We start from the raw sequence: 18,674 nt of genomic DNA on the forward strand, positions 1-18,674 counted from the left end.
GCGTAACGATCGTCGCGAAGGGCGACACGGTGGGCAAGAGAAGATACGTCACACCGGACAAGGGTGGACAGACCGGACAAAGTCGTATATGCGCCTAACGAACAGCTCTTCCCTCAGTGCTCACCAGTACGTATGGCGTGTGTGCGGCAGCGGCTGCGGGTCCGGCCCCTCGGCGGGTGGGGGCTGTACCAGGTGCACCACCTGGAGGATGTGGAACTGCTCCTGGTGCACCACCGCGAGCCCACCGTAGTCGAGCGAGACCTGCATGTCGGTGCCCATGAACCGGAACGGGCGGAAGGTCCACCACAGGTTGCCGTTCTCCTGCCGGAAATCGTCCTCGGGCCGGTCGGCGTCGGCGAGCACCCAGGCGGCGGTGCACTCGTCGGCCGCCCAGGACGCCCATTGGTTGACGCCCTTCTCCTTGTCCCAGAGCTTCCCGTCGGAGCGGCGGTCGCCGTCGTTCCCCATGTCCCGCAGGCCGTCGAACATTCCCGGCAGGCCGTCGTGCACGATCCGCAGCGAGGGCCACGCCCAGCTCGGCTGCACCTGGAAGAAGACGCAATCGCCGGGTCGCGCATTGTCACGGATGTAGCGCGCGGCGTAGCTGAAGTCACTGCCGCCCGGCTTCGATAGCGGGCTGTGCTGCCACAGGTAGCCGGGTATCGCAGTCACCGCCAGCACCGCGATCAGCGCCGCGCCGGCGACCCGCGGACGCGGCAGCGCCCGCGCCACCGTCGTGACCGCGGCAGCGAGCACGAGCACCACGCCCGGCACCGTGAAGCTCACGTACCGCCCCACGTACGACGGGACGATCGGCGAGACCAGCAGGATCGCCGCGAGCGGCACCAGTGCGCCGGCCAGGCCGTAGCGGAGCACGCAGGCGAGGTCCATGGGGGACGTGCCCGTCGGTGCCGCATCCGCCGGTCCACCGTCCCTCGTCCGCGCGGATCCGTCGACGCCGCGCCGCCACCAGAGCAGCGCGGCGACGGCGATCACGAGCCACGCCGCGATCGCGAAGGCGTACGAGTGGTCGAACCACTGATCGACCAGTACGTTCTGGAAGATCCGCCACCCCGGCCATTGGAGCCAGGACACCTGGTCGCGCTGCGTCGCCGCGAGGATCACCACGGGGCTCGCCAGCGCGATCGCTGCCGCCGACGCGATCACCGCGGGTCTCAGCACGGTGCGGGTGCGGGTCCGCTCGTCCGCGGCGAGGATCACCAGGACCGCGAGCACGAGGGTCGCGGAGTAGAGGAAGAGCACCGTCGCGAGCAGCAGCGCCGCACCGTAGGCGAGCCAGGCCCGACGGCGCGGGTCGCGCCGACGACCGCTCGCCGCGCCGGGTTCACCGGGTTCACCGGGTTCACCGGTCGACGATGCGGCCCGGTGCGCAGCGATCAGCACGAGCGCCGCAGAGGCGATCACCCAGGAGTAGGAGCGGGCTTCGACGCCCGACCAGGTGAGCCGCGGCAGGATCACCGCGATCACACCCGCGACCAGCGCGAAGGTCTCCCCGCCGAGCCGACGCGCGAGAAAGTAGCAGGCCGCGACCGCCGCGCCGACGCCGAGCGCGGAGAACGCCCGCAGCGCCACCTCGTCGAGCCCGAAGGCAAGGGAGAAGGTGCGCACCCCCCAGTAGTAGAGGCCGTGCACGGCGTCGATGTTCGTCAGCAGGTGCCACAGCTCGCCGGGCGAGCGGTCGATGGCGGAGGCGGTAGCGAGCTCGTCGAACCAGACGGACGGGCGCCCGCCGTGCCAGAGCGACAGTAGGACGCCGAGGAGCGCGAGAGCCCCGGGGACGAGCAGTGTTCGCCGCGGCCGAATTGCCCGGGCCATCACATCAGCTTGAAGATCACCGTGCGCTGGACGATGAAGTTGACGACCGTCGCCGTGCCCTGGGCGACGACGAAGGCGACGAGGCGGTTCACGTAGCTGCCGATGCCGTCCTCGGGCGGCGGGAACAGCGTGTAGAAGGCCATGTAGATGCCCAACTGCACGCCGTACATGGCGATGTAGAGCGCCCACACCGCGATCATCCGCTTGGTGGAGGGCTCGGCCTGGAAGGTCCAGCGACGGTTGAGCAGGTACGCGGTGGTGGTGCCGCAGACGAAGCCGACGGTCTTGGCCAGGGCCTCGTCCAGGCCGAGGAATTTGCCGAGCAGGAGGGTGATCCCGAAGTCGACCACCGCCGAGAAGCCGCCGGTCAGCACGAAGCGCACGAGCTGGGTCTTGAGATCGAGGGGTACCCGATCGGCGGCTTCGGAGGTGGTCACGAGGTCACAGCGTACCGATGGATCCTTCGTTATTCGAATACGTCGTCGTCGGCGGCGGCCGCGGCCTCCCGGCGACGCTCCGTCCGGGCCGCCAGGAACACGGCGCCGGCGGCGATCCCCGCGCCCACGATCCCGCCCACCGCAGCGCCCGCGATCGTGCTCGGGTCGCGGTCCAGCTGCAGCGAGCACCACACCGCGAGGTACGGGATCAGGATCGCCGCCATCACGGCCTTGCGCTTCGGGGTCATGAAGGCGCGGGAGATAGACGCCAACGGCACGCCGTGCCGGGAGCAGTAGCGGTACGTGGCGAGCTGCGTCGCCAGCAGCAGCAGGAGTACCGCCATCGCGGCGATCCGGGCGCCCTCCGCCGCCGCGATCAGGGAGGCCACGAGCGCCGCCGGGGCAGCCCAGTAGTAGCCCACCGCCATCGCCCGGTAGTACTCCTCGCGGTTGCGCTCATCGCCCCACGCGGGGTCCGACGGCGCGAGGATGAAGTCCTCGATACGACTCTCAGCCGACATGATCGTCCTCCTTCAGGGGAAACAGCTCTTCGACGGTGGCGCCGAGGGCCCGGGCCACCTTCAGCGCGAGGTACACGCTGGGCGCGTAGTCACCCTTCTCGACCGAGACCACCGTCTGCCGGCTCACGCCGACGGCGGCGGCCAGTTCGGCCTGGGTGATGCGCTGGTCGCGTCGCCGCGCCCGCACCGGGTTCTCGTCGCCCTCCACACGACAGAGTCAAGCAACCTTGACATATTGTGTCAAGTATTCTTGTCACTCTTGTCGTTCACCGAGCCGATCGGACGATTCAGTCTCATTCCTGCCCGATTCCGGGCAGATAATTGACACGGCACCGTCGGGCACGGAAGATCGAAGCCGTGCCGGATAGCGATCTCGTCGATCACATCGCGCGGACCACGGGGCTCTCCGCCACCGAGGCCGGGCGTGTCATCGACGACGTCACGGCCTACTACCGGGAACCGGTCGAGGAGTTCGTTCGCCGTCGGCATCGCGACCTGCAGAGCCGCGGCGCCAAGAACGCGGAGATCTTCGCGACCCTCATCGACGAGTTGAGCAGCCGGCTCGTCGCCGCCCCCACTCTCACCGAGCGGCAACTGCGCCGCCTCGTCTACAGCTAGGAGCACCACCCAGCATGTGCGGAATCGTCGGATACATCGGTGGCCAGACGGCCGTGGACATCCTCGTCGACGGACTCACCCAGCTCGAGTACCGCGGCTACGACTCGGCCGGTATCGCCGTGCTCGGGCCGTCCGGCGCGAAGCGCGTCCGCAGCGTCGGCCGCGTCCGCGACCTGGAAGCCGCGCTGCCGAAACGGCTCGCAGGCAAGACCGGCATCGGCCACACCCGCTGGGCCACGCACGGCGCGCCGTCCGAGGCCAACGCGCACCCGCACACTTCCGCCCCCGACGCCCAGGGCAACGAGCGGATCTTCCTGGTACACAACGGCATCATCGACAATGCTCGGGACCTACGACTCCAGCTCGAGGCAGACGGTGTCGAACTCGCCTCGGACACCGACTCGGAGGCCGTAGCCCACCTGATCGCTCGCAGCGGCGCGGAGACCCTCGAGGACGCGGTCCGTGCCACGCTGTCCAGGCTCAGCGGCACCTACGCACTGGCAGTGATCGACACGGAACATCCCGACCGGATCGTCGTGGCCCGTAACGGCTCCCCGCTGATCATCGGCGTCGGCGACAAGGAGATGTTCGTCGCCTCCGACATCTCCGCCGTTGTACGGCACACCAGCCAGGTCGTCCATCTCGACGACGGCGAGTGCGCGACCGTCACCGCTTCCGGCTTCCGCATGTTCAGTGCCGACGACGCCCGGGCCGTTTCGAAGTCCGCCACCTTCGTGGATATCTCGCCTGATGACCTGGAGCTGGGCAATCACAGTCATTTCATGCTCAAGGAGATCGCGGAGCAGCCGAGTTCGCTCGAACGCATGCTGTCCGGTCGGCTGGACGAGCGCTTCGCGACCGCGCGCCTCGACGGTCTGAACCTGGACGCCCAGGCCATGCGCCGGTTCAAGCGCGTGAAGATCCTGGGCTGCGGTAGCGCCTACTACATGGGCCAGTTGGGTGCTTCGGTTATCGAGGAGCTGGCTCGGATCCCCGCGGACGCCGAGCCCGCCAGTGAGTTCCGCTACCGTAACCCGATCATCGAGCCCGACACCCTTTACGTCGCAGTGAGCCAGTCCGGTGAGACCGCGGACACGGCGTTCGCCGTGCAGGAGGTCAAGCGCAAGGGCGGCACCATCGTCGGACTCGTCAACGTGGTCGGCTCGACCATCGCTCGCGAGGTGTCCGGCGGAATCTATCTGCACGCCGGCCCCGAGGTCTCGGTGGCCTCCACCAAGGCCAACACCCACATGGCAGTCGGCTTCGCACTACTCGCACTCGCCCTCGGGCGGGTCCGCGATCTCTCGATCACCGATGGCAAGCGGATCGTCAAGGGCCTCAAGGCTCTCCCGTCGCAGATCGAGGAGATCCTCAGCGCACCCGGCGATGTCGAGGATGCAGCGAAGCTCCTGGCCGAGGCACCGAGCCTGTTCTTCATCGGCCGTGTGCGCGGCTATCCGACAGCCCGCGAGGGCGCACAGAAGTTCAAGGAGGTCAGCTACCGTCACGCCGAGGCCTACGAGGCCTCGGAGCTCAAGCACGGCCCGCTCGCGCTGATCAGTTCCGCGATGCCGACCGTCGCCATCGTCCCGGACGACGAGCTTCTCGACCGGAACATCGGTGCGCTACATGAGATCTCTGCACGCGGAGGACGAATCGTCGCGATCACCAATCCCGACGTCGACCTGCCCGAGGCGGAGGTGACGCTCACCGTGCCGAAGAACGAGCCCGAACTGAATCCGATCCTGCTGATGATCCCCACTCAGCTTCTGGCCTACTACGCCGCCCTGAGCCTGGGACTGAACATCGACCGGCCTCGCAACCTGGCGAAGTCGGTCACCGTCGAGTAGTCAGTCCCGCTTCGGACCCACCCAGACCTGCTGGGCGTTGACGAACTCGTGGATGCCGGCACGGCCCAGCTCGCGACCGTAGCCGGACCGCTTGATGCCACCGCTCGGCAGCCGTGGGTCCGTCTTGACGATGCCGTTGACGCTGACCTGCCCGGCCTCGAGCTCCCGCGCGATGGCCTCGCCGCGTGCCGCTTCGGTCCAGATGCTCGCGGCGAGGCCGTACGGGGTGGCGTTCGCGAGGTCGACGGCGTGGTCGGGGTCGACGGCCGCCATCACCGCGGCGACGGGACCGAAAGTCTCCTCCGCACACGCGGCCATTCCGGGCCGCACTCCGGTCAGCAGCGTGGGCGGGTAGTAGAACCCCGGTCCGTCGGGCAGCGTCCCGCCGAGGAGACAACTGGCGCCCGCCCTCACGGTCTCGGTGACCTGGCGGTGCAGGTTGTCCCGCAGGTCGGCCCTCGCGATCGGGCCGACCTGGGTGTCCTCCTGCCTGGGGTCGCCCATCCGCAGCGCGGCGAGCCGGGTGCGCAGCGCCTCAACGAGGTCGTCGTGCACGGACCGCTCGACGATGATCCGCTTCGCGGCGATGCAAGACTGTCCGGCGTTGATGATCCTGGACAGCGCCAGTACCTCAGCGGCCGCCTCGATGTCGGCGTCCGCCAGCACGATTGACGGGTCCGACCCACCCAGCTCCAGCACCGCGGGCTTGATCTCCGAGGCCGCGACCGATGCCACCGCGGAACCCGCTCGATCGGAGCCCGTGAAGGAGACGGCGCGGATCCGGCGGTCGCGGATCACGCCGGCCACATCGGGCGTCGCCACTGGGAGCGAGGCGAACACCCCGTCGGGTGCGCCGACGGCACGGAAGGCGCCGGCGATGGCGGCAGCGCAGCCGGGGACGTGCGGATCATGCTTCATGACGGCCGTGTTGCCCGCCATGAGCGCGGGCGCGCAGAACCGGAAGGCCAACCAGAACGGAGCGTTCCACGGCAGCACGCCGAGCACCGGGCCGATCGGCAGATACTGCACGTAGCTGGAGGTGGCATCGGACACGACGGCCTCCGCAGTCAGGTACTGCTCGCCGTGGTCGGCGTAGTGCTCGGCGGCCCACGCCGCCTTGTTCACCTCGCCGCGCGCCTCAGTAATGGGCTTGCCCATCTCCTCGGTCATCACGTAGGCGTAATCCTCGACGCCGCGACGTAGTTCAGCGCCCACCGCGCGCAGGAGTCGCGCCCGCTCGGCGAAGCCCGCGCGCCGCCAGTCGTGATAGGCCGTCTCGGCGCGCTCAAGCGTCGCGTCGATCTCGAGGGGGCCCGCGGCTGGGACCTCCCTGATCGATTCGCCCGTCGACGGGTCGATCGCGGTCAGCATCGTCGTCATGGCAGCACCTCCGTCTCAGTTGCGTTCTGCTGCGGCCCTTCGCCGGCCGCCGTGCCCTTCGCCGCCCAGACGGCCGGGCCGCCGGCGCCGTCGTGCACGGCGAAGTCCTCGTCGAGCGTGAAGAAGGACTCGCAGCCGTCATCGGTGATCCGGATGGTGTCCGAGATGCCGACGGTCTTGTCGCCGTCGACGCCCCACATCCACGGGATCACGTGGAAGGTCATGCCCGGCTCCAGCGCGGTGAAGTCGCCCGGGTTGAGGCTGAGGATGTAGCCCTCGTCCCACGACGGCGGGAAGGCTATCCCGATGGAGTAGCCCGACCGGGTGATCAGCCGCGCACCGACGGCGTTGTCCGAGATGATCCGCCGAACCAGCGAGTCGGCGTCGGACACCGTCATCCCTGGCCGCATCAGCGATTTCAGTTCAGCGAGAGCCAGCTTCATCCGCTCCTGCGCCTCGTACATGGTGGGCGAGAGCTCGCCGTTGACCGCGGTGCGCATCAGCGCGGCGTGGTACCGGCGGTAGCAGCCGCCCACCTCGAGGAAGACATGCTCGCCCGGCTCGATGGTGCGACCCTCCCACGTCGCATGACCGATCATCGACCGCGGGCCCGAGGCCACGTACGGCATGACTGCCGGGAACTCCCCGCCGGCGCGGAACATCGCGGCGCTGATCGCCGCCGCCACGTCGTTCTCCGTGTTCCCGGGGACTGCGGCCTCCAGCCCCGCCGCCATGCCGGCCTCCGCGGCGCGGGCGGCCTTGCGCATCACCGCGATCTCGGCGTCGGACTTGGTGGCCCGCCCCGCCTCGACGATGCCGAAGCAGTCCATGAGCACACCGTGCTGGAAGGAGGTGTGCACCCGGTCCTGCTGGTACGCGGGGAAGAAGTAGCTGTTGCGCTCGTAGCCCACGCGCTTGGTCCCGAGGCCGCCCTCCTTGAGGGTGAGCACCAGCTCCTGGATGGCGTCGCCGGTGTCGGGATAGGGGCGGGTGCGCTCCACCCAGGTCCGCGCGATCACGTTGGACTCCTCCATCGCGCGGGTGATCATCACCGGCTCCTCGTCGAGCGGCACCACGAGCGCCTGGAAGAAGGAGTAGCCGGTGGTCTGATAGTCGGTGAGATACATCAGGTTCTCGGGGTCGGTGATCACCACGGCGTCGAGCCCGCGCTTGTCCATCCGCTCCCGCAGCTCGGTCAACCGCCGCTCGTACTCCTCCGGCGGGAAGGTCATATCGTCGCGCCGCTTCATCGCGCCACCTCCGTCACGGCCGCCTCCAGGATGTCCAGGCCCGCGGCGAGGTCCTCGTCGGGGATCGTCAGCGGCGGGATGAGTTTCAGGACGCGCCCTCCGCTGCCGCACGGACCGACGAGGAGTCCGGCGTCGAAACACGCCGCCTGGACGGCCTTGGCGAAGGCCCCGTCGCCGGTGTCCAGAGCCTGCATCATGCCCTTGCCCCGCACCTCCCAATCGCGGTCGGGGTGGGCGGCGGCGAGCCCGGCGAGGCGCTTGCGCATCGTCTCCCCCTTGGCGGCGACGGTGGTCATCAGCTCGTCGTCGGCGAAGTAGTCCAGGGCGACGGTGCCCGCCACCATCGACAGGCCCTGGCCGCGGAAGGTGCCGGTGTGCGCACCGGGCGACCAGTGCGCGTCGACGGCGGGCTTGTTGAGGTTCATGGCGATCGGCGTGCCGTAGCCGCCGAGCCCCTTGGCGAGGGTGATGACATCGGGGTCGAGGTCGTAGCCGTCGAAGCTGAAGTAACTTCCGGTGCGCCCGCACCCCGCCTGGATGTCGTCGATGATGAACAGCGCGCCGGTCTCCCGCGCGAGATCCTGCACCGTGTGCAGCCAGTCGGCGCTCGCGACGTTGACGCCGCCCTCGGCCTGCACGGCCTCCACGAGGAAGGCGGCGGGCGGGGTGTGGCCGCTGGACGGGTCCGCCAGGGCGGCAGCGTAGTCCGCGAGAGCGGTCTTGCCGCCGGGGGCGCTCTCGAAGGGCAGGCGCACCACGTCGCGCAGCGGCACCCCCGCCCACTGCCGGAAGGCGTGGTTGGCGGTGGCGGCGAGCGCCCCGAGCGTCATGCCGTGGAAGCCGTGGCTGAAGGCCACCACCTCGCGGCGGCCGGTGGCGAGGCGGGCGAGCTTGAGCGCTGCCTCCACCGCGTTGGTGCCGGTCGGTCCTGTGAACTGCATGCGGTGGTCCATGCCGCGCGGCGCGAGGATCACGTCGTGGAAGCGGGTGAGGAAGTCGCGCTTGGTGGTCGTGTAGGTGTCGAGGCTGTGGGCCACGCCGTCGGCCTCGAGGAAGTCGATCATGGCGCGCTTCATGTTCGGGTTGTTGTGCCCGAAGTTGAGCACGCCGGCGCCCGCGAAGAAGTCGATGTAGCTCTTCCCAGCCTCGTCCACCTGCCGTGCGTTGGACGCGGAGGCGAAGACGGTGGGGAAGTTCCTGCAGTACCCACGGACTTCCGATTCCCAGTTCTCGAACGCAGCAGTGTCCATGCGAATTCCTTTCGTTCCGTTCGACTCTCTTCGGTCAGGGCGGCTCCGGCGCCCCTGCGAGACCCACCAGCAGGCGCGCCGCGGGATCGAGCAGGGCATCGTCGAAGTCGTATTCGGCGCTGTGCAGCGGCGCCTCGGTGCCGGAGCCGAGGAGCGCGAAGGCCCCCGGGATCCGCTGCAGGTAGTAGCTGAAGTCCTCCGACGCGAGGACGGGCGTCGCGGCAGCCGGCTCGGGCCAGTCCGCGCCGAGCACCGTCGACAGGCGGTCCCGCAGCTCGGCCGCCGGGCCGGGATGGTTGACGGTCGCCCCGTAACGCGCGGTGGTCCGGACGTCGGCACGCACGCCGTGGGCGGCGGCGGTGCCGCCCGCGATCTCGTCGATGAGGGCGAAAACCCGGGTGCGGGCCGCGTCGTCGGCCGCACGCACGCTTCCCGCGAGCCGGGCCGTGCCCGGGGTGACGGTGGCGGCACTGTCCGCGCGCAGGGAGGTCACGGCCACCACGGCTGCCTGCTGCGGCGAGGTGCGGCGCGCGACGATCTGCTGCAGCGCGACCACGACCGCGGCGGCGGCAAGCACCGGGTCACGGGTGGCCTCGGGCTGCGAGGCGTGGCCGCCCCGGCCGATCAGCTCGACCTCGAAGGTCCCGTTGGCCGACATCACGGGTCCGTCGGGGCAGAGGACGCGACCGAGGGGCATGCCGGGCCAGTTGTGCCAGCCGAAGACGACATCGACGCCGTCGAGTGCACCGTCGGCGATCATGCCGCGCGCACCGTGCCCGCCCTCCTCGGCGGGCTGGAACAGCAGGGTGACCGGGCCAGGAAGGCTCGATTCGTGGGCGTGGAGCCACCGGGCAACGGCGAGCAGGGCGGCAGTGTGGCCGTCGTGCCCGCACGCGTGCATGACGCCGTCGGTCGCGGAAGCGTACGGCAGGCCCGTCGCCTCGCGGATAGGCATGGCGTCGATGTCCGCGCGCAGCGCGACATGCCGGCCGGTCGCGGTCGGGGAGAGGCGGACGACGGTGCCCGTGTCCGCGCAGGGCCGCCACGCGAGACCGATCGCGTCGAGTTCGGCGCGCACGGCCGCGGCGGTGGCGTGCTCCGCCCAGGCGAGCTCAGGGCGGCGATGAAGTTCGCGTCGGAGTTCGGTGGCCCGGGCAACGGTCTCGGCCCAAGAATCGTTCATCGGACCTCCTCGGATGGGTGTCCGTTTCGGTCCTGACCAACGTACCGCGATCCGACGGAAGGCGCACGGACGTCACCCGAACGACGGATCTGCCCGGGTCCGCGATGCATCCGCGTGAATCCGCGTGGGGCACGGGAAGCACGGCACGCGGATCCGCGGGCCGCCGCCCGAGCTGAACCCGCGTGCGGCACCTGCGCGTCGCGCAGGTGCCGCACCGTCGACGAGACCGCAGCACTGCTACGGATCGCCCCGTCGATGGTCCGACTGCGCCGACATCCTGCGCTGCAAGAGATCCGCGGCGCCCACTAGAGGCTGCGCGCGATCAGTTCCTTCATGATCTCGTTGGTGCCGCCATAGATCTTCTGCACCCGTGCGCCCGCGTAGAGCTGAGCGATGGGGTATTCCATCATGTAGCCGTAGCCGCCGAAGAGCTGCAGCACCTTGTCGACGACGCGGCACTGCATGTCGGTGGCCCACAGTTTCGCCATGGACGCGGTCGCGGCGTCGAGGGTGCCGTCGATGGCGCGTCCGATGCAGTGGTCGATGAGCGTCCGGCCGGCGAAGACCTCGGTCTTGGCTTCGGCGAGCACGAATTTCGTGTTCTGGAAATCGGCGATCGGACGGCCGAAGGCCTTGCGCTCCTTGGTGTACGCGATGGCCTCGACCACGGCTTTCTCCGCCGCGTCGACGCCGCCGATGGCGATGCTCAGCCGCTCGCGGGGGAGCTGGCGCATCAGTTGGTAGAAGCCTTGGCCCTCCACGCCGCCGAGCAGGTTCTCCACCGGGACGCGCATGTCGGTGAACGAGAGCTCGCGGGTGTCCTGCCCGTGCTGTCCGATCTTCTTGAGGACGCGCCCGCGCTCGAAGCCGGGCAGGTCCTTCGTCTCCGCGACGATGAGGGAGATCCCCTTGGCACCCTGGCTCGGATCGGTCTTAGCCACGATGATCAGCAGATCGCAGTGACTGCCGTTGGAGATGAACGTCTTCGAACCGTTGATGACGTACTCATCGCCCTCGCGGACCGCGGTGGTGCGCACGGCCTGCAGGTCCGAGCCGGTACCGGGCTCCGTCATCGCGACGGCCAGCACGGCTTCGCCCGCGGCCGCCTTCGGCAGCCACCGCGTCTTCTGTTCCTCGGTGCCGCAGTCGTCGATGTAGTGCGCGCAGATTGTGGAGTGCACGCCGTAGCCGAAGGCACCGTCGCCGGAGAAGACCAGCTCCTCTAGCACGACGGTGTCGTGCCCGAAGTCGCCGCCGGTGCCGCCGAGAGACTCAGGCAACTCGGTGCAGAGCAGCCCCGCGGCTCCCGCCTTGTTCCAGAACTCGCGGTCCACCTGGTGCTGCTCGGCCCACCGCTCCTGGTTCGGTGTGGCCTCACGGCGGAAGAACTCGGCGGCGTGCTTGCGCAGTTCCGTGTGCTCGGGAGTCTCCCAGACGGGGTGATAGTCGGGGAACAGTGCGGTCATGGGCAGTCTCTTCTCTTCAGCGCTCGAGCGGACAATACATTCGTATAGTCCACGATGCGTTTGTATCGCGCAAGGCCTCAGCCGCTAGGATCACGCAGGTGGAAGGGACACCAGCGGCCGGCCTCCCCGCGGCGAACGACGACCTGACCGCGAAGGCACGGATCCGCAACGCCGCGCTCGAGCTGTTCGCCGCACACGGGACGAGCGCCGTCTCGCTGCGCGCCGTCGCCGCGCGAGCCGGGGTCACCGTCGGACTGGTGCAACACCACTTCACGACGAAGGACGGCCTCCGGACCGCCGTCGAGGAGCAGATCGTCGAATACCACGCGCAGGCGATCGCCCGTGTCCCCGACGAGGGAGCGCCCGCCGACGTCGCGGCGGCCCGGGACGCCTCCGTCCGCGAGATGCTCGCCCGGCACCCCGCGGTCGTCGACTACCTCCGTCGGTCCTTCCTCGACCCGACGGGCTCACCGCTCCTGATCCGGCTCACCGAACTGGGCCGCAGCGAGGTCCTCCGCCTGCGCACCGCGCACCTCGCCTCCACCGAGCGGCCGGAATCCGACCAGGTGATCGCGATGATGGTCCGCCAGATGGGCACGCTGTTCCTGCAGCCGCTCGTCGACGCGATGTGGGAGCACCTGCGCGAGCCGGGCGCACCGTCGGACGACAAACCTCGACTGTCGGTGAGCACCGAGCCCGCGGGGCCGCACCGCCCCGACGTGTGACCAAGACGAGGTCACAGCGGCTTCAACCTCAGCATCGACTCAGGTTGGGCGCGGTAATCTGATGGGCGATGTCCGAGACAACTCTTCCCTATCTGCCCATCTCGACGCGCAAGCTGATGGGGTGGTCGCGCACCACCCCGATCGAGGGGCACGTGCTGTCCACCCCCGACGTGGACCAGATCGCCCAGGCCGTCGCCGTCGTGGCCGACGCCGAGGTCGACAAGCCCGCCTACCTGCGACGCGGCGTGATCGCGCGCGGGCTGGGCCGCTCGTACAACGAGTCGGCGCAGAACTCCGGCGGCCTCACCATCGACATGACGCCGCTCAGCGCGATCCACGCGATCGATGCCGAGAACGCGATCGTCGATGTCGACGCAGGTGTCGACCTCGACACCCTGATGAAGGCGGCCCTGCCCTACGGCCTGTGGGTGCCCGTCCTCCCTGGCACGCGCCAGGTGACGATCGGCGGTGCCATCGCGCACGACATCCACGGCAAGAGCCACCACTCGACCGGCAGCTTCGGCAACCAGGTCGCCGAGATCACCCTGCTCGTGGCCGACGGCCGCATCCTGACGCTGGCCCCGAAGGGCACGCCGGACGACCCGAAGGGCGAGCTGTTCTGGGCCACCGTCGGCGGCATCGGCCTCACCGGCATCGTGCTGCGCGCCAAGCTGAACATGCAGCGCACCGAGACCGCCTACTTCAAGGCGGACGGCTGCACGACCGCCAATCTCGACGAGACGATCGACCTGCACCTGAACGGCTGGGAGGAGGGCGCCGAGTACGCCTCCGGCTGGTTCGACTCGATCTCCAAGAAGAAGCTCGGCCGTGGCAGCTTCTCCAAGGGCAACCTCGCGAAACTCGAGGACCTGCCTGACAACCTGGCCAAGGACCCGCTGAAGTTCGACGCACCGTCCCTCGTGACGCTGCCCGACATCTTCCCGCACGGCCTGGCGAACAAGTTCGATTTCTCCCTGCTCAGCGAGGTGTACTACCGCACGGGTGCCACCTACCAGGGCAAGATCCAGAACCTGACGAAGTTCTACCACCCGCTGGATCTGTTCGGGGACTGGAACCGCGCCTACGGGCCGAAGGGCTTCCTGCAGTACCAGTTCGTGGTGCCGCCCGGGAACGAGGACGAGTTCAAGCAGATCATCGTCGACATCCAGGCCTCGGGTCACGTCAGCTTCCTCAACGTGATCAAACTCTTCGGCGACGGCAACGACGCGCCGCTGAGCTTCCCGATGCGCGGCTGGAACGTCTGCGTGGACTTCCCCATCAAGAAGGGCCTGCACGAGTTCGTGACCGAGCTCGACCGGCGCGTTCTCGCCATGGGCGGCCGCCTGTACACCGCGAAGGACTCACGCACCACCGCGGAGATGTTCCACGCCATGTACCCGCGGGTCGACGAGTGGATCGCCACCCGTCGCCGGATCGACCCGACGGGCGTCTTCATGTCCGACATGGGCCGCCGCCTCGAGCTCGCCTAAGCCTCACGACCGCAAGGAACCAAGACATATGAAGAACGCCGTGGGCGTCCCCCAGTCCCTGCTGCTGCTCGGCGGCACCTCCGAGATCGGCCTATCGATCGTCGAGGAGTACCTCGCCAAGAGCCCGATGCGCGTCGTGCTCGCCGCGCTGCCGAACGACCCGCTGCGCGAGCAGGCCGTCGCGCAGGTCGAGGCCGCCGGCGCCACGTCGGTCGAGGTCATCGACTTCGACGCGACCGACTTCGACGGTCACCAGAAGACCATCGACGCCGCCTTCTCCGGTGGCGACATCGACGTCGCGATCGTGGCCTTCGCCCTCGACTTCGACGCCGAGGAGCTCTGGCAGAACCAGCGCAAGGCCGTGCTCCTCGCGCAGGTCAATTACACGGGCGCCGTTTCCGTCGGCGTGCTCCTGGGCCAGAAGATCAAGGAGCAGGGCCACGGCCAGATCATCGCGATGAGCTCCGTCGCCGGCCTGCGCCCGCGCCGCAGCAACTTCGTCTACGGCTCCTCCAAGGCCGGCTTCGACGGCTTCTACCTCAACCTGGGCCAGGCCCTGGAGCCCTTCGGCGGCTCCGTCCTCGTGGTCCGCCCGGGCATGGTGCGCACCAAGTTCTCCGCGCACGTCAAGGAGGCGCCGCTGACGATCGACAAGGACGTCATCGCCACCCTCGCCGTCGACGCCGCGATCAAGGGCAAGTCGCTGATCTACGCGCCCGCACCGTGGGGCTTCGTCAGCTTCGGCCTGAAGAACATCCCGCAGCCGATCTTCAAGAAGCTCCCGATCTAGGGGGCGCGTCCGATTCTCGGCACCACCCTTTACGCTGGCCCGCGTGACTGACACGCGCACCGTCGACGCCCCCGAGGCCCCCGCCCGGGGGCGGGACCTGGCCCTCGACCTCGCCGCCGCCGCGATCCTCGCGGCGGCGGTCGGCGTCGTCGGGTGGTTCGCCATCAGCTCCGTCGAGTGGCCCGCGTACAGCAGCTCCAACGTCACCCGCGCGTTCTCGACCGTCTTCCAGGTGATCGCGATCGTCGTGCTCGCCGGCTGCGCCGTGCTCCTGTCCCGAGCCGTACCGGCCTGGCAGGCGCGCCTGGCCCGCCTGCTCTCCTTCGCGACGGTAGCCGGATTCGTCACCGTCACTCTGGCCCTACCGCTCGGCGGCACCAAGCTCTACCTCGGCGGCATCTCCGTCGACCAGCAGTTCCGCACCGAGTACCTGACCCGCTTCACCTCGTCGCCGCGGCTGGCCGACATGACCTACATCGACATGCCGCCGCTGTACTCCCCCGGCTGGTTCTGGCTGGGCGGGCGCTTCGCGAAGCTCTTCGGCCTCGAGGGCTGGGCGGCGTTCCAGCCCTGGTCGATCGTCTCGCTGGCCGTCGCCGCCGCCGTCGCGCTGGCCCTGTGGCTCACCGTCGTCGGGCCCGCCCGCGCGATCGCCGCGACGCTCGCCACCACCGTCGCGATGCTGCTCTACGGCTCCGCCGAGCCCTACGGCGCCGCAGTCGCGATCCTGCTGCCGCCCGCGCTGATCGTCGCCTGGACCGCCATCCTCCGCGGCCGCCGCGGGGCGCTCGTTCTCGTGGGGGTGTACCTCGGCATCGCGGTGTGGTTCTACACGCTGTACCTGGGCGTCGCGGCGTTCACCATCGTGCTGATGGGCCTGATCGCGCTGGTCGCCGCCTGGATCCGCAAGCGCCGGTTCGAGTGGCGCTACCCCGCGCGGGTCGCGGCGATGGGCCTCATCGCCATCGCGATCGGACTCCCCGCGTACGGGCCGTTCCTCCTGCGCGTTGCCCGCGACGGCACCGACTCCAAGGGCTCCGCGTTCCACTACCTCCCCGAGCAGGGTTCCGTTCTCTCGCTGCCGATGCTGCACTTCACGCTGCTCGGCGCGCTCGGCATGATCGGCGTGATCTGGGTCCTGGTGAAGGTCCGCTCCAGCCTGTCCGCGCAGGCGCTCGGCCTCGGCATCGCAGGCGCGTACCTGTGGGCGATCCTCTCGATGGCCGCCTCCCCCGCCGGCACCACGCTCCTCGGCTTCCGCACCGAGCCGGTGCTGCACATCCTGCTCGCCGCCGCCGGCGCGCTCGGCGCGGTGACGATGGTCGGCGCGCTCGGCGACGGCTACCCGCGCTACCGCGACGCCGGGGTCGTGCTCGGCGTGCTCGCCGCGATCGGTGTGGCGCAGACGATCCCGGCGCAGCTGGCCGGGGAGATCGCCGTCGCCTACTCCGATACCGACGGCCACGGCGAGCGTGGCGACCGCCGGCCCGCGGGCGCGGAATCGTCGTACAAAGACGTGGACGCCGCCATCCTGGCCGCGACGGGCAGGCCGCGGACCGACACCGTCGTGCTCACGGCCGATTACGGCTTCCTCGCGATCTACCCGTACTGGGGCTTCCAGAACCTCACGTCGAACTACGCGAACCCGCTGGCGCACTTCACCGCCCGGTCCGCGGCGATCGAATCGTGGGCGAAGCTGGAGACGCCGGACGAGCTGGTCAAGGCCCTCGGCGAGACGCCGTGGCGCGCCCCGGACGCCTTCGTCTTCCGACGGTCCGCCGACGGCCTCTCGCTGCGCCTCGCCGAGGACGTCTACCCCAACGACCCGAACGTGCGCCGATACACCGTCGTCTTCCCCGAGAAGCTGTTCGAGGACCCGAGATTCGCCGTCACCGAGACGGGCCCGTTCGTCGTGATTGTGAGGAAGTGACCATGTCTCTGTCCCGTTCCGTGCGCGACCTGATGCAGCGCCGCAGCCTGCTGCCCGACTCCGTCGATGCCGCGCTCTCCGGGAAGGGCCGGACACTGCGCGGCCTGCGGATCGTCGTGACCGGGGCGTCGGCGGGCATCGGCCGGGAGGCCTCCCTGCAGCTCGCCGAGCGCGGCGCCCACGTCATCGCCGTCGCGCGGCGCGAGCGAGAGCTCGAGGAGCTGTGCGCCCTGACCGGCGGCGAGTACCGGGTCTGCGACCTGACGGACACCTCGTCGATCGACGGTCTGCTCACCGACCTCGGCGAGGTCGACGTGCTGGTTAACAACGCCGGCCACTCCATCCGGCGGACCATCGCCGACTCCACCGAGCGCTTCCACGACTACCAGCGCACGATGAACCTCAACTACTTCTCCGCCGTGCAGCTCTCACTGGGCGTGCTGCCGGGGATGATCGAGCGCGGCCGCGGGCAGATCGTCAACGTGTGCACGTGGGGCCTGCTCGCGAACACGTTCCCCAAATTCTCCGCGTACGCCGCGTCGAAGAGCGCACTCGCGATCTTCGGTCGCAGCCTGAACGCCGAGCGTCCGCACCCCGGCGTCCACGCGACCAACGTCTACTTCCCGCTGGTCCGCACCGAGATGATCGCGCCCACGGCGGAGTACTCCGGGGCCTCCGCCCTCGAGCCTGACGAGGCCGGCCGATGGATCGTCCGGGCGATCACGCACCAGCCCGTCGAGGTCTCGCCCGCGGCGCTGCGCGCCGTCCTGCCGGTGATGGACCTGCTGTCGCCGGGGACCACCGACCGGACGATCTCCTCGCTGACCTGACCCGCGCCCGCAGCCATCGCGGCCCTTACCCGACGTAACTTTGATTTGCCTCACCTAAGGTGCGCGGTACGCTTCGGCCCGTGATGAAACGATCCTTCGCCCGCCGGCTCGCGCCCGCGGTCGTCCTGCTGGCCGCCACCGTCGGCCTGAGCGCCTGCTCGAACTCGAACGACGATGCCAAGACCCCGGGCAACACCGAGGTCGCGACCGGCGGCGAGCGCTTCGGCACCGCCGACGCCGAGACGGCCAAGCTCGGCACCGACGCGGCTCCCGGCGTCTTCCCGCGCACCATCAAGCACGCGCGCGGCGTGACCGAGATCCCGAAGAAGCCCGAACGCGTCGTCGTGCTCGACAGCGGCGAGCTCGATTCCGTGCTCACCCTCGGCATCAAGCCCGTCGGCATGGTGGTCACCGACGGCGCCAGCCCGATCCCGACCTACCTCGCCGACAAGGTGCAGGGCGTCGAGACCGTCGGCAAGAACACGAGCCTGAACCTCGAGGCCATTGCCAAGCTCAAGCCCGACCTCATCCTGGGCAGTCAGCTGCGCGTGGACAAGCAGTACGACCAGCTCTCCGCGATCGCGCCGACCGTCTTCTCCATTCGCCCCGGCTTCCCGTGGAAGGAGAATTTCCGGCTGATCGGCGCCGCACTGGGCGAGGAGACCAAGGCCGTCGACGCGCTCAACTCCTACGCGGACAACGCGAAGGCGCTCAGCGCGAAGTTCACCGGCCAGAAGCCCACCATCTCGCTCGTCCGGTTCATGCCGAACCGACTGCGGCTGTACGGCAACAAGTCGCTCATCGGCGTGATCCTGCAGGACGCCGGTCTGCCGCGCGCCGGCAACCAGGGCGTCGACGAGCTGGCCACCGAGATCTCGCTGGAGAACCTCTCGCAAGCCGACGGCGACTACATCTTCTACTCGAGCTACGGCAAGCCGGAGAACACCGGCGAGACCGCGGCGCTGGCGAACCCCGCGTGGTCGCAGCTCAGCGGCGTGCAGAAGGGCAAGGCCTTCCGCGTGGACGACGACGTCTGGTACCTGGGCCTCGGCCCGACCGGCGCCAACCTCATCGTCAAGCAGTTGGGCGAATACCTGGCGAAGTAGGCGGCACCAGCG

17 protein-coding genes are annotated in these 18,674 nt (G+C 69.4%); 8 read left to right on the forward strand and 9 right to left on the reverse strand.

Annotated elements, in window-relative coordinates; genetic code table 11:
• Window positions 1–120: 120 nt before the first annotated feature.
• From HNP44_RS04075 to HNP44_RS04090, 4 genes are read right to left on the reverse strand one after another with little or no spacing between them, the layout of a single operon-like run.
• A complete protein-coding gene (locus tag HNP44_RS04075) occupies window positions 121–1,836 on the reverse strand; it encodes a hypothetical protein (RefSeq protein ID WP_259141338.1) in 1,716 nt (571 codons plus the stop codon).
• The gene (locus HNP44_RS04080; RefSeq protein ID WP_310437654.1) at window positions 1,836–2,273 is read right to left on the reverse strand and encodes a GtrA family protein; all 438 of its coding nucleotides are present in this window, start codon (window positions 2,271–2,273) and stop codon (window positions 1,836–1,838) included. The genes HNP44_RS04075 and HNP44_RS04080 overlap by 1 nt, the downstream gene beginning before the upstream one ends.
• A gap of 29 nt (window positions 2,274–2,302) precedes the next feature.
• Window positions 2,303–2,794 carry a hypothetical protein gene (locus HNP44_RS04085; RefSeq protein WP_259141337.1) on the reverse strand — a complete coding sequence of 164 codons (492 nt, stop codon included), beginning with the start codon at window positions 2,792–2,794 and terminating at the stop codon, window positions 2,303–2,305.
• Window positions 2,784–3,002: a helix-turn-helix transcriptional regulator gene (locus HNP44_RS04090; protein WP_259141336.1), complete on the reverse strand. Its 219-nt coding sequence runs from the start codon at window positions 3,000–3,002 to the stop codon at window positions 2,784–2,786. Before HNP44_RS04090 ends, HNP44_RS04085 begins: the two co-directional genes overlap by 11 nt.
• Window positions 3,003–3,151: 149 nt before the next feature.
• On the opposite strand from HNP44_RS04090, the gene HNP44_RS04095 reads away from it, so the two are divergent.
• The gene (locus tag HNP44_RS04095; protein ID WP_259141335.1) at window positions 3,152–3,412 is read left to right on the forward strand and encodes a hypothetical protein; all 261 of its coding nucleotides are present in this window, start codon (window positions 3,152–3,154) and stop codon (window positions 3,410–3,412) included.
• A gap of 14 nt (window positions 3,413–3,426) precedes the next feature.
• A complete protein-coding gene (gene glmS, locus HNP44_RS04100) occupies window positions 3,427–5,262 on the forward strand; it encodes a glutamine--fructose-6-phosphate transaminase (isomerizing) (protein WP_259141334.1) in 1,836 nt (611 codons plus the stop codon).
• On the opposite strand, the gene HNP44_RS04105 is transcribed toward glmS, so the two are convergent.
• The 5 genes from HNP44_RS04105 to HNP44_RS04125 form a co-directional block, all read right to left on the reverse strand.
• Window positions 5,263–6,642: an aldehyde dehydrogenase family protein gene (locus HNP44_RS04105; protein WP_259141333.1), complete on the reverse strand. Its 1,380-nt coding sequence runs from the start codon at window positions 6,640–6,642 to the stop codon at window positions 5,263–5,265.
• Window positions 6,639–7,892 (reverse strand): ectoine hydrolase, encoded by a 1,254-nt coding sequence (gene doeA, locus HNP44_RS04110; protein ID WP_259141332.1) that lies wholly within the window; start codon window positions 7,890–7,892, stop codon window positions 6,639–6,641. Before doeA ends, HNP44_RS04105 begins: the two co-directional genes overlap by 4 nt.
• A complete protein-coding gene (locus HNP44_RS04115) occupies window positions 7,889–9,142 on the reverse strand; it encodes an aspartate aminotransferase family protein (RefSeq protein WP_259141331.1) in 1,254 nt (417 codons plus the stop codon). The genes doeA and HNP44_RS04115 overlap by 4 nt, the downstream gene beginning before the upstream one ends.
• A gap of 34 nt (window positions 9,143–9,176) precedes the next feature.
• A complete protein-coding gene (doeB2, locus tag HNP44_RS04120; RefSeq protein ID WP_259141330.1) occupies window positions 9,177–10,325 on the reverse strand; it encodes a N(2)-acetyl-L-2,4-diaminobutanoate deacetylase DoeB2 in 1,149 nt (382 codons plus the stop codon).
• Between the two features lie 305 nt (window positions 10,326–10,630).
• The gene (locus HNP44_RS04125) at window positions 10,631–11,791 is read right to left on the reverse strand and encodes an acyl-CoA dehydrogenase family protein (RefSeq protein WP_259141329.1); all 1,161 of its coding nucleotides are present in this window, start codon (window positions 11,789–11,791) and stop codon (window positions 10,631–10,633) included.
• Window positions 11,792–11,889: 98 nt separating this feature from the next.
• Between HNP44_RS04125 and HNP44_RS04130 the strand changes: the two genes are divergently transcribed.
• The 6 genes from HNP44_RS04130 (at window position 11,890) to HNP44_RS04155 (ending at window position 18,662) form a co-directional block, all read left to right on the forward strand.
• Window positions 11,890–12,516 carry a TetR/AcrR family transcriptional regulator gene (locus HNP44_RS04130; RefSeq protein WP_259141328.1) on the forward strand — a complete coding sequence of 209 codons (627 nt, stop codon included), beginning with the start codon at window positions 11,890–11,892 and terminating at the stop codon, window positions 12,514–12,516.
• Window positions 12,517–12,584: 68 nt separating this feature from the next.
• Window positions 12,585–14,006 (forward strand): FAD-binding oxidoreductase, encoded by a 1,422-nt coding sequence (locus HNP44_RS04135; protein ID WP_259141327.1) that lies wholly within the window; start codon window positions 12,585–12,587, stop codon window positions 14,004–14,006.
• A 28-nt stretch (window positions 14,007–14,034) separates the two neighbouring features.
• Entirely contained in the window at window positions 14,035–14,796 is a 762-nt protein-coding gene (locus tag HNP44_RS04140) for a decaprenylphospho-beta-D-erythro-pentofuranosid-2-ulose 2-reductase (protein ID WP_259141326.1), read from the forward strand.
• A 43-nt stretch (window positions 14,797–14,839) separates the two neighbouring features.
• Window positions 14,840–16,726, forward strand: a complete 1,887-nt coding sequence (locus tag HNP44_RS04145; protein ID WP_259141325.1) for a galactan 5-O-arabinofuranosyltransferase — start codon at window positions 14,840–14,842, stop codon at window positions 16,724–16,726.
• 2 nt (window positions 16,727–16,728) lie between these two features.
• Window positions 16,729–17,556: an SDR family NAD(P)-dependent oxidoreductase gene (locus HNP44_RS04150; RefSeq protein ID WP_259141324.1), complete on the forward strand. Its 828-nt coding sequence runs from the start codon at window positions 16,729–16,731 to the stop codon at window positions 17,554–17,556.
• Window positions 17,557–17,639: 83 nt separating this feature from the next.
• Complete coding sequence (locus HNP44_RS04155) at window positions 17,640–18,662, forward strand: ABC transporter substrate-binding protein (protein ID WP_259141690.1); 1,023 nt, start codon at window positions 17,640–17,642, stop codon at window positions 18,660–18,662.
• Window positions 18,663–18,674 lie beyond the last annotated feature (12 nt).

The organism is Tsukamurella ocularis, assembly GCF_024807615.1.
In the GTDB taxonomy this organism is placed as follows: domain Bacteria; phylum Actinomycetota; class Actinomycetes; order Mycobacteriales; family Mycobacteriaceae; genus Tsukamurella; species Tsukamurella ocularis.

Coding starts and splice junctions, on each gene's coding strand:
- HNP44_RS04075 (WP_259141338.1), bottom strand. CDS start 1,836: ATGGCCCGGGCAATTCGGCCGCGGCGAACACTGCTCGTCCCCGGGGCT.
- HNP44_RS04085 (WP_259141337.1), bottom strand. CDS start 2,794: ATGTCGGCTGAGAGTCGTATCGAGGACTTCATCCTCGCGCCGTCGGAC.
- glmS (WP_259141334.1), top strand. CDS start 3,427: ATGTGCGGAATCGTCGGATACATCGGTGGCCAGACGGCCGTGGACATC.
- HNP44_RS04105 (WP_259141333.1), bottom strand. CDS start 6,642: ATGACGACGATGCTGACCGCGATCGACCCGTCGACGGGCGAATCGATC.
- doeA (WP_259141332.1), bottom strand. CDS start 7,892: ATGAAGCGGCGCGACGATATGACCTTCCCGCCGGAGGAGTACGAGCGG.
- HNP44_RS04115 (WP_259141331.1), bottom strand. CDS start 9,142: ATGGACACTGCTGCGTTCGAGAACTGGGAATCGGAAGTCCGTGGGTAC.
- doeB2 (WP_259141330.1), bottom strand. CDS start 10,325: ATGAACGATTCTTGGGCCGAGACCGTTGCCCGGGCCACCGAACTCCGA.
- HNP44_RS04125 (WP_259141329.1), bottom strand. CDS start 11,791: ATGACCGCACTGTTCCCCGACTATCACCCCGTCTGGGAGACTCCCGAG.
- HNP44_RS04135 (WP_259141327.1), top strand. CDS start 12,585: ATGTCCGAGACAACTCTTCCCTATCTGCCCATCTCGACGCGCAAGCTG.
- HNP44_RS04140 (WP_259141326.1), top strand. CDS start 14,035: ATGAAGAACGCCGTGGGCGTCCCCCAGTCCCTGCTGCTGCTCGGCGGC.
- HNP44_RS04150 (WP_259141324.1), top strand. CDS start 16,729: ATGTCTCTGTCCCGTTCCGTGCGCGACCTGATGCAGCGCCGCAGCCTG.
- HNP44_RS04155 (WP_259141690.1), top strand. CDS start 17,640: ATGAAACGATCCTTCGCCCGCCGGCTCGCGCCCGCGGTCGTCCTGCTG.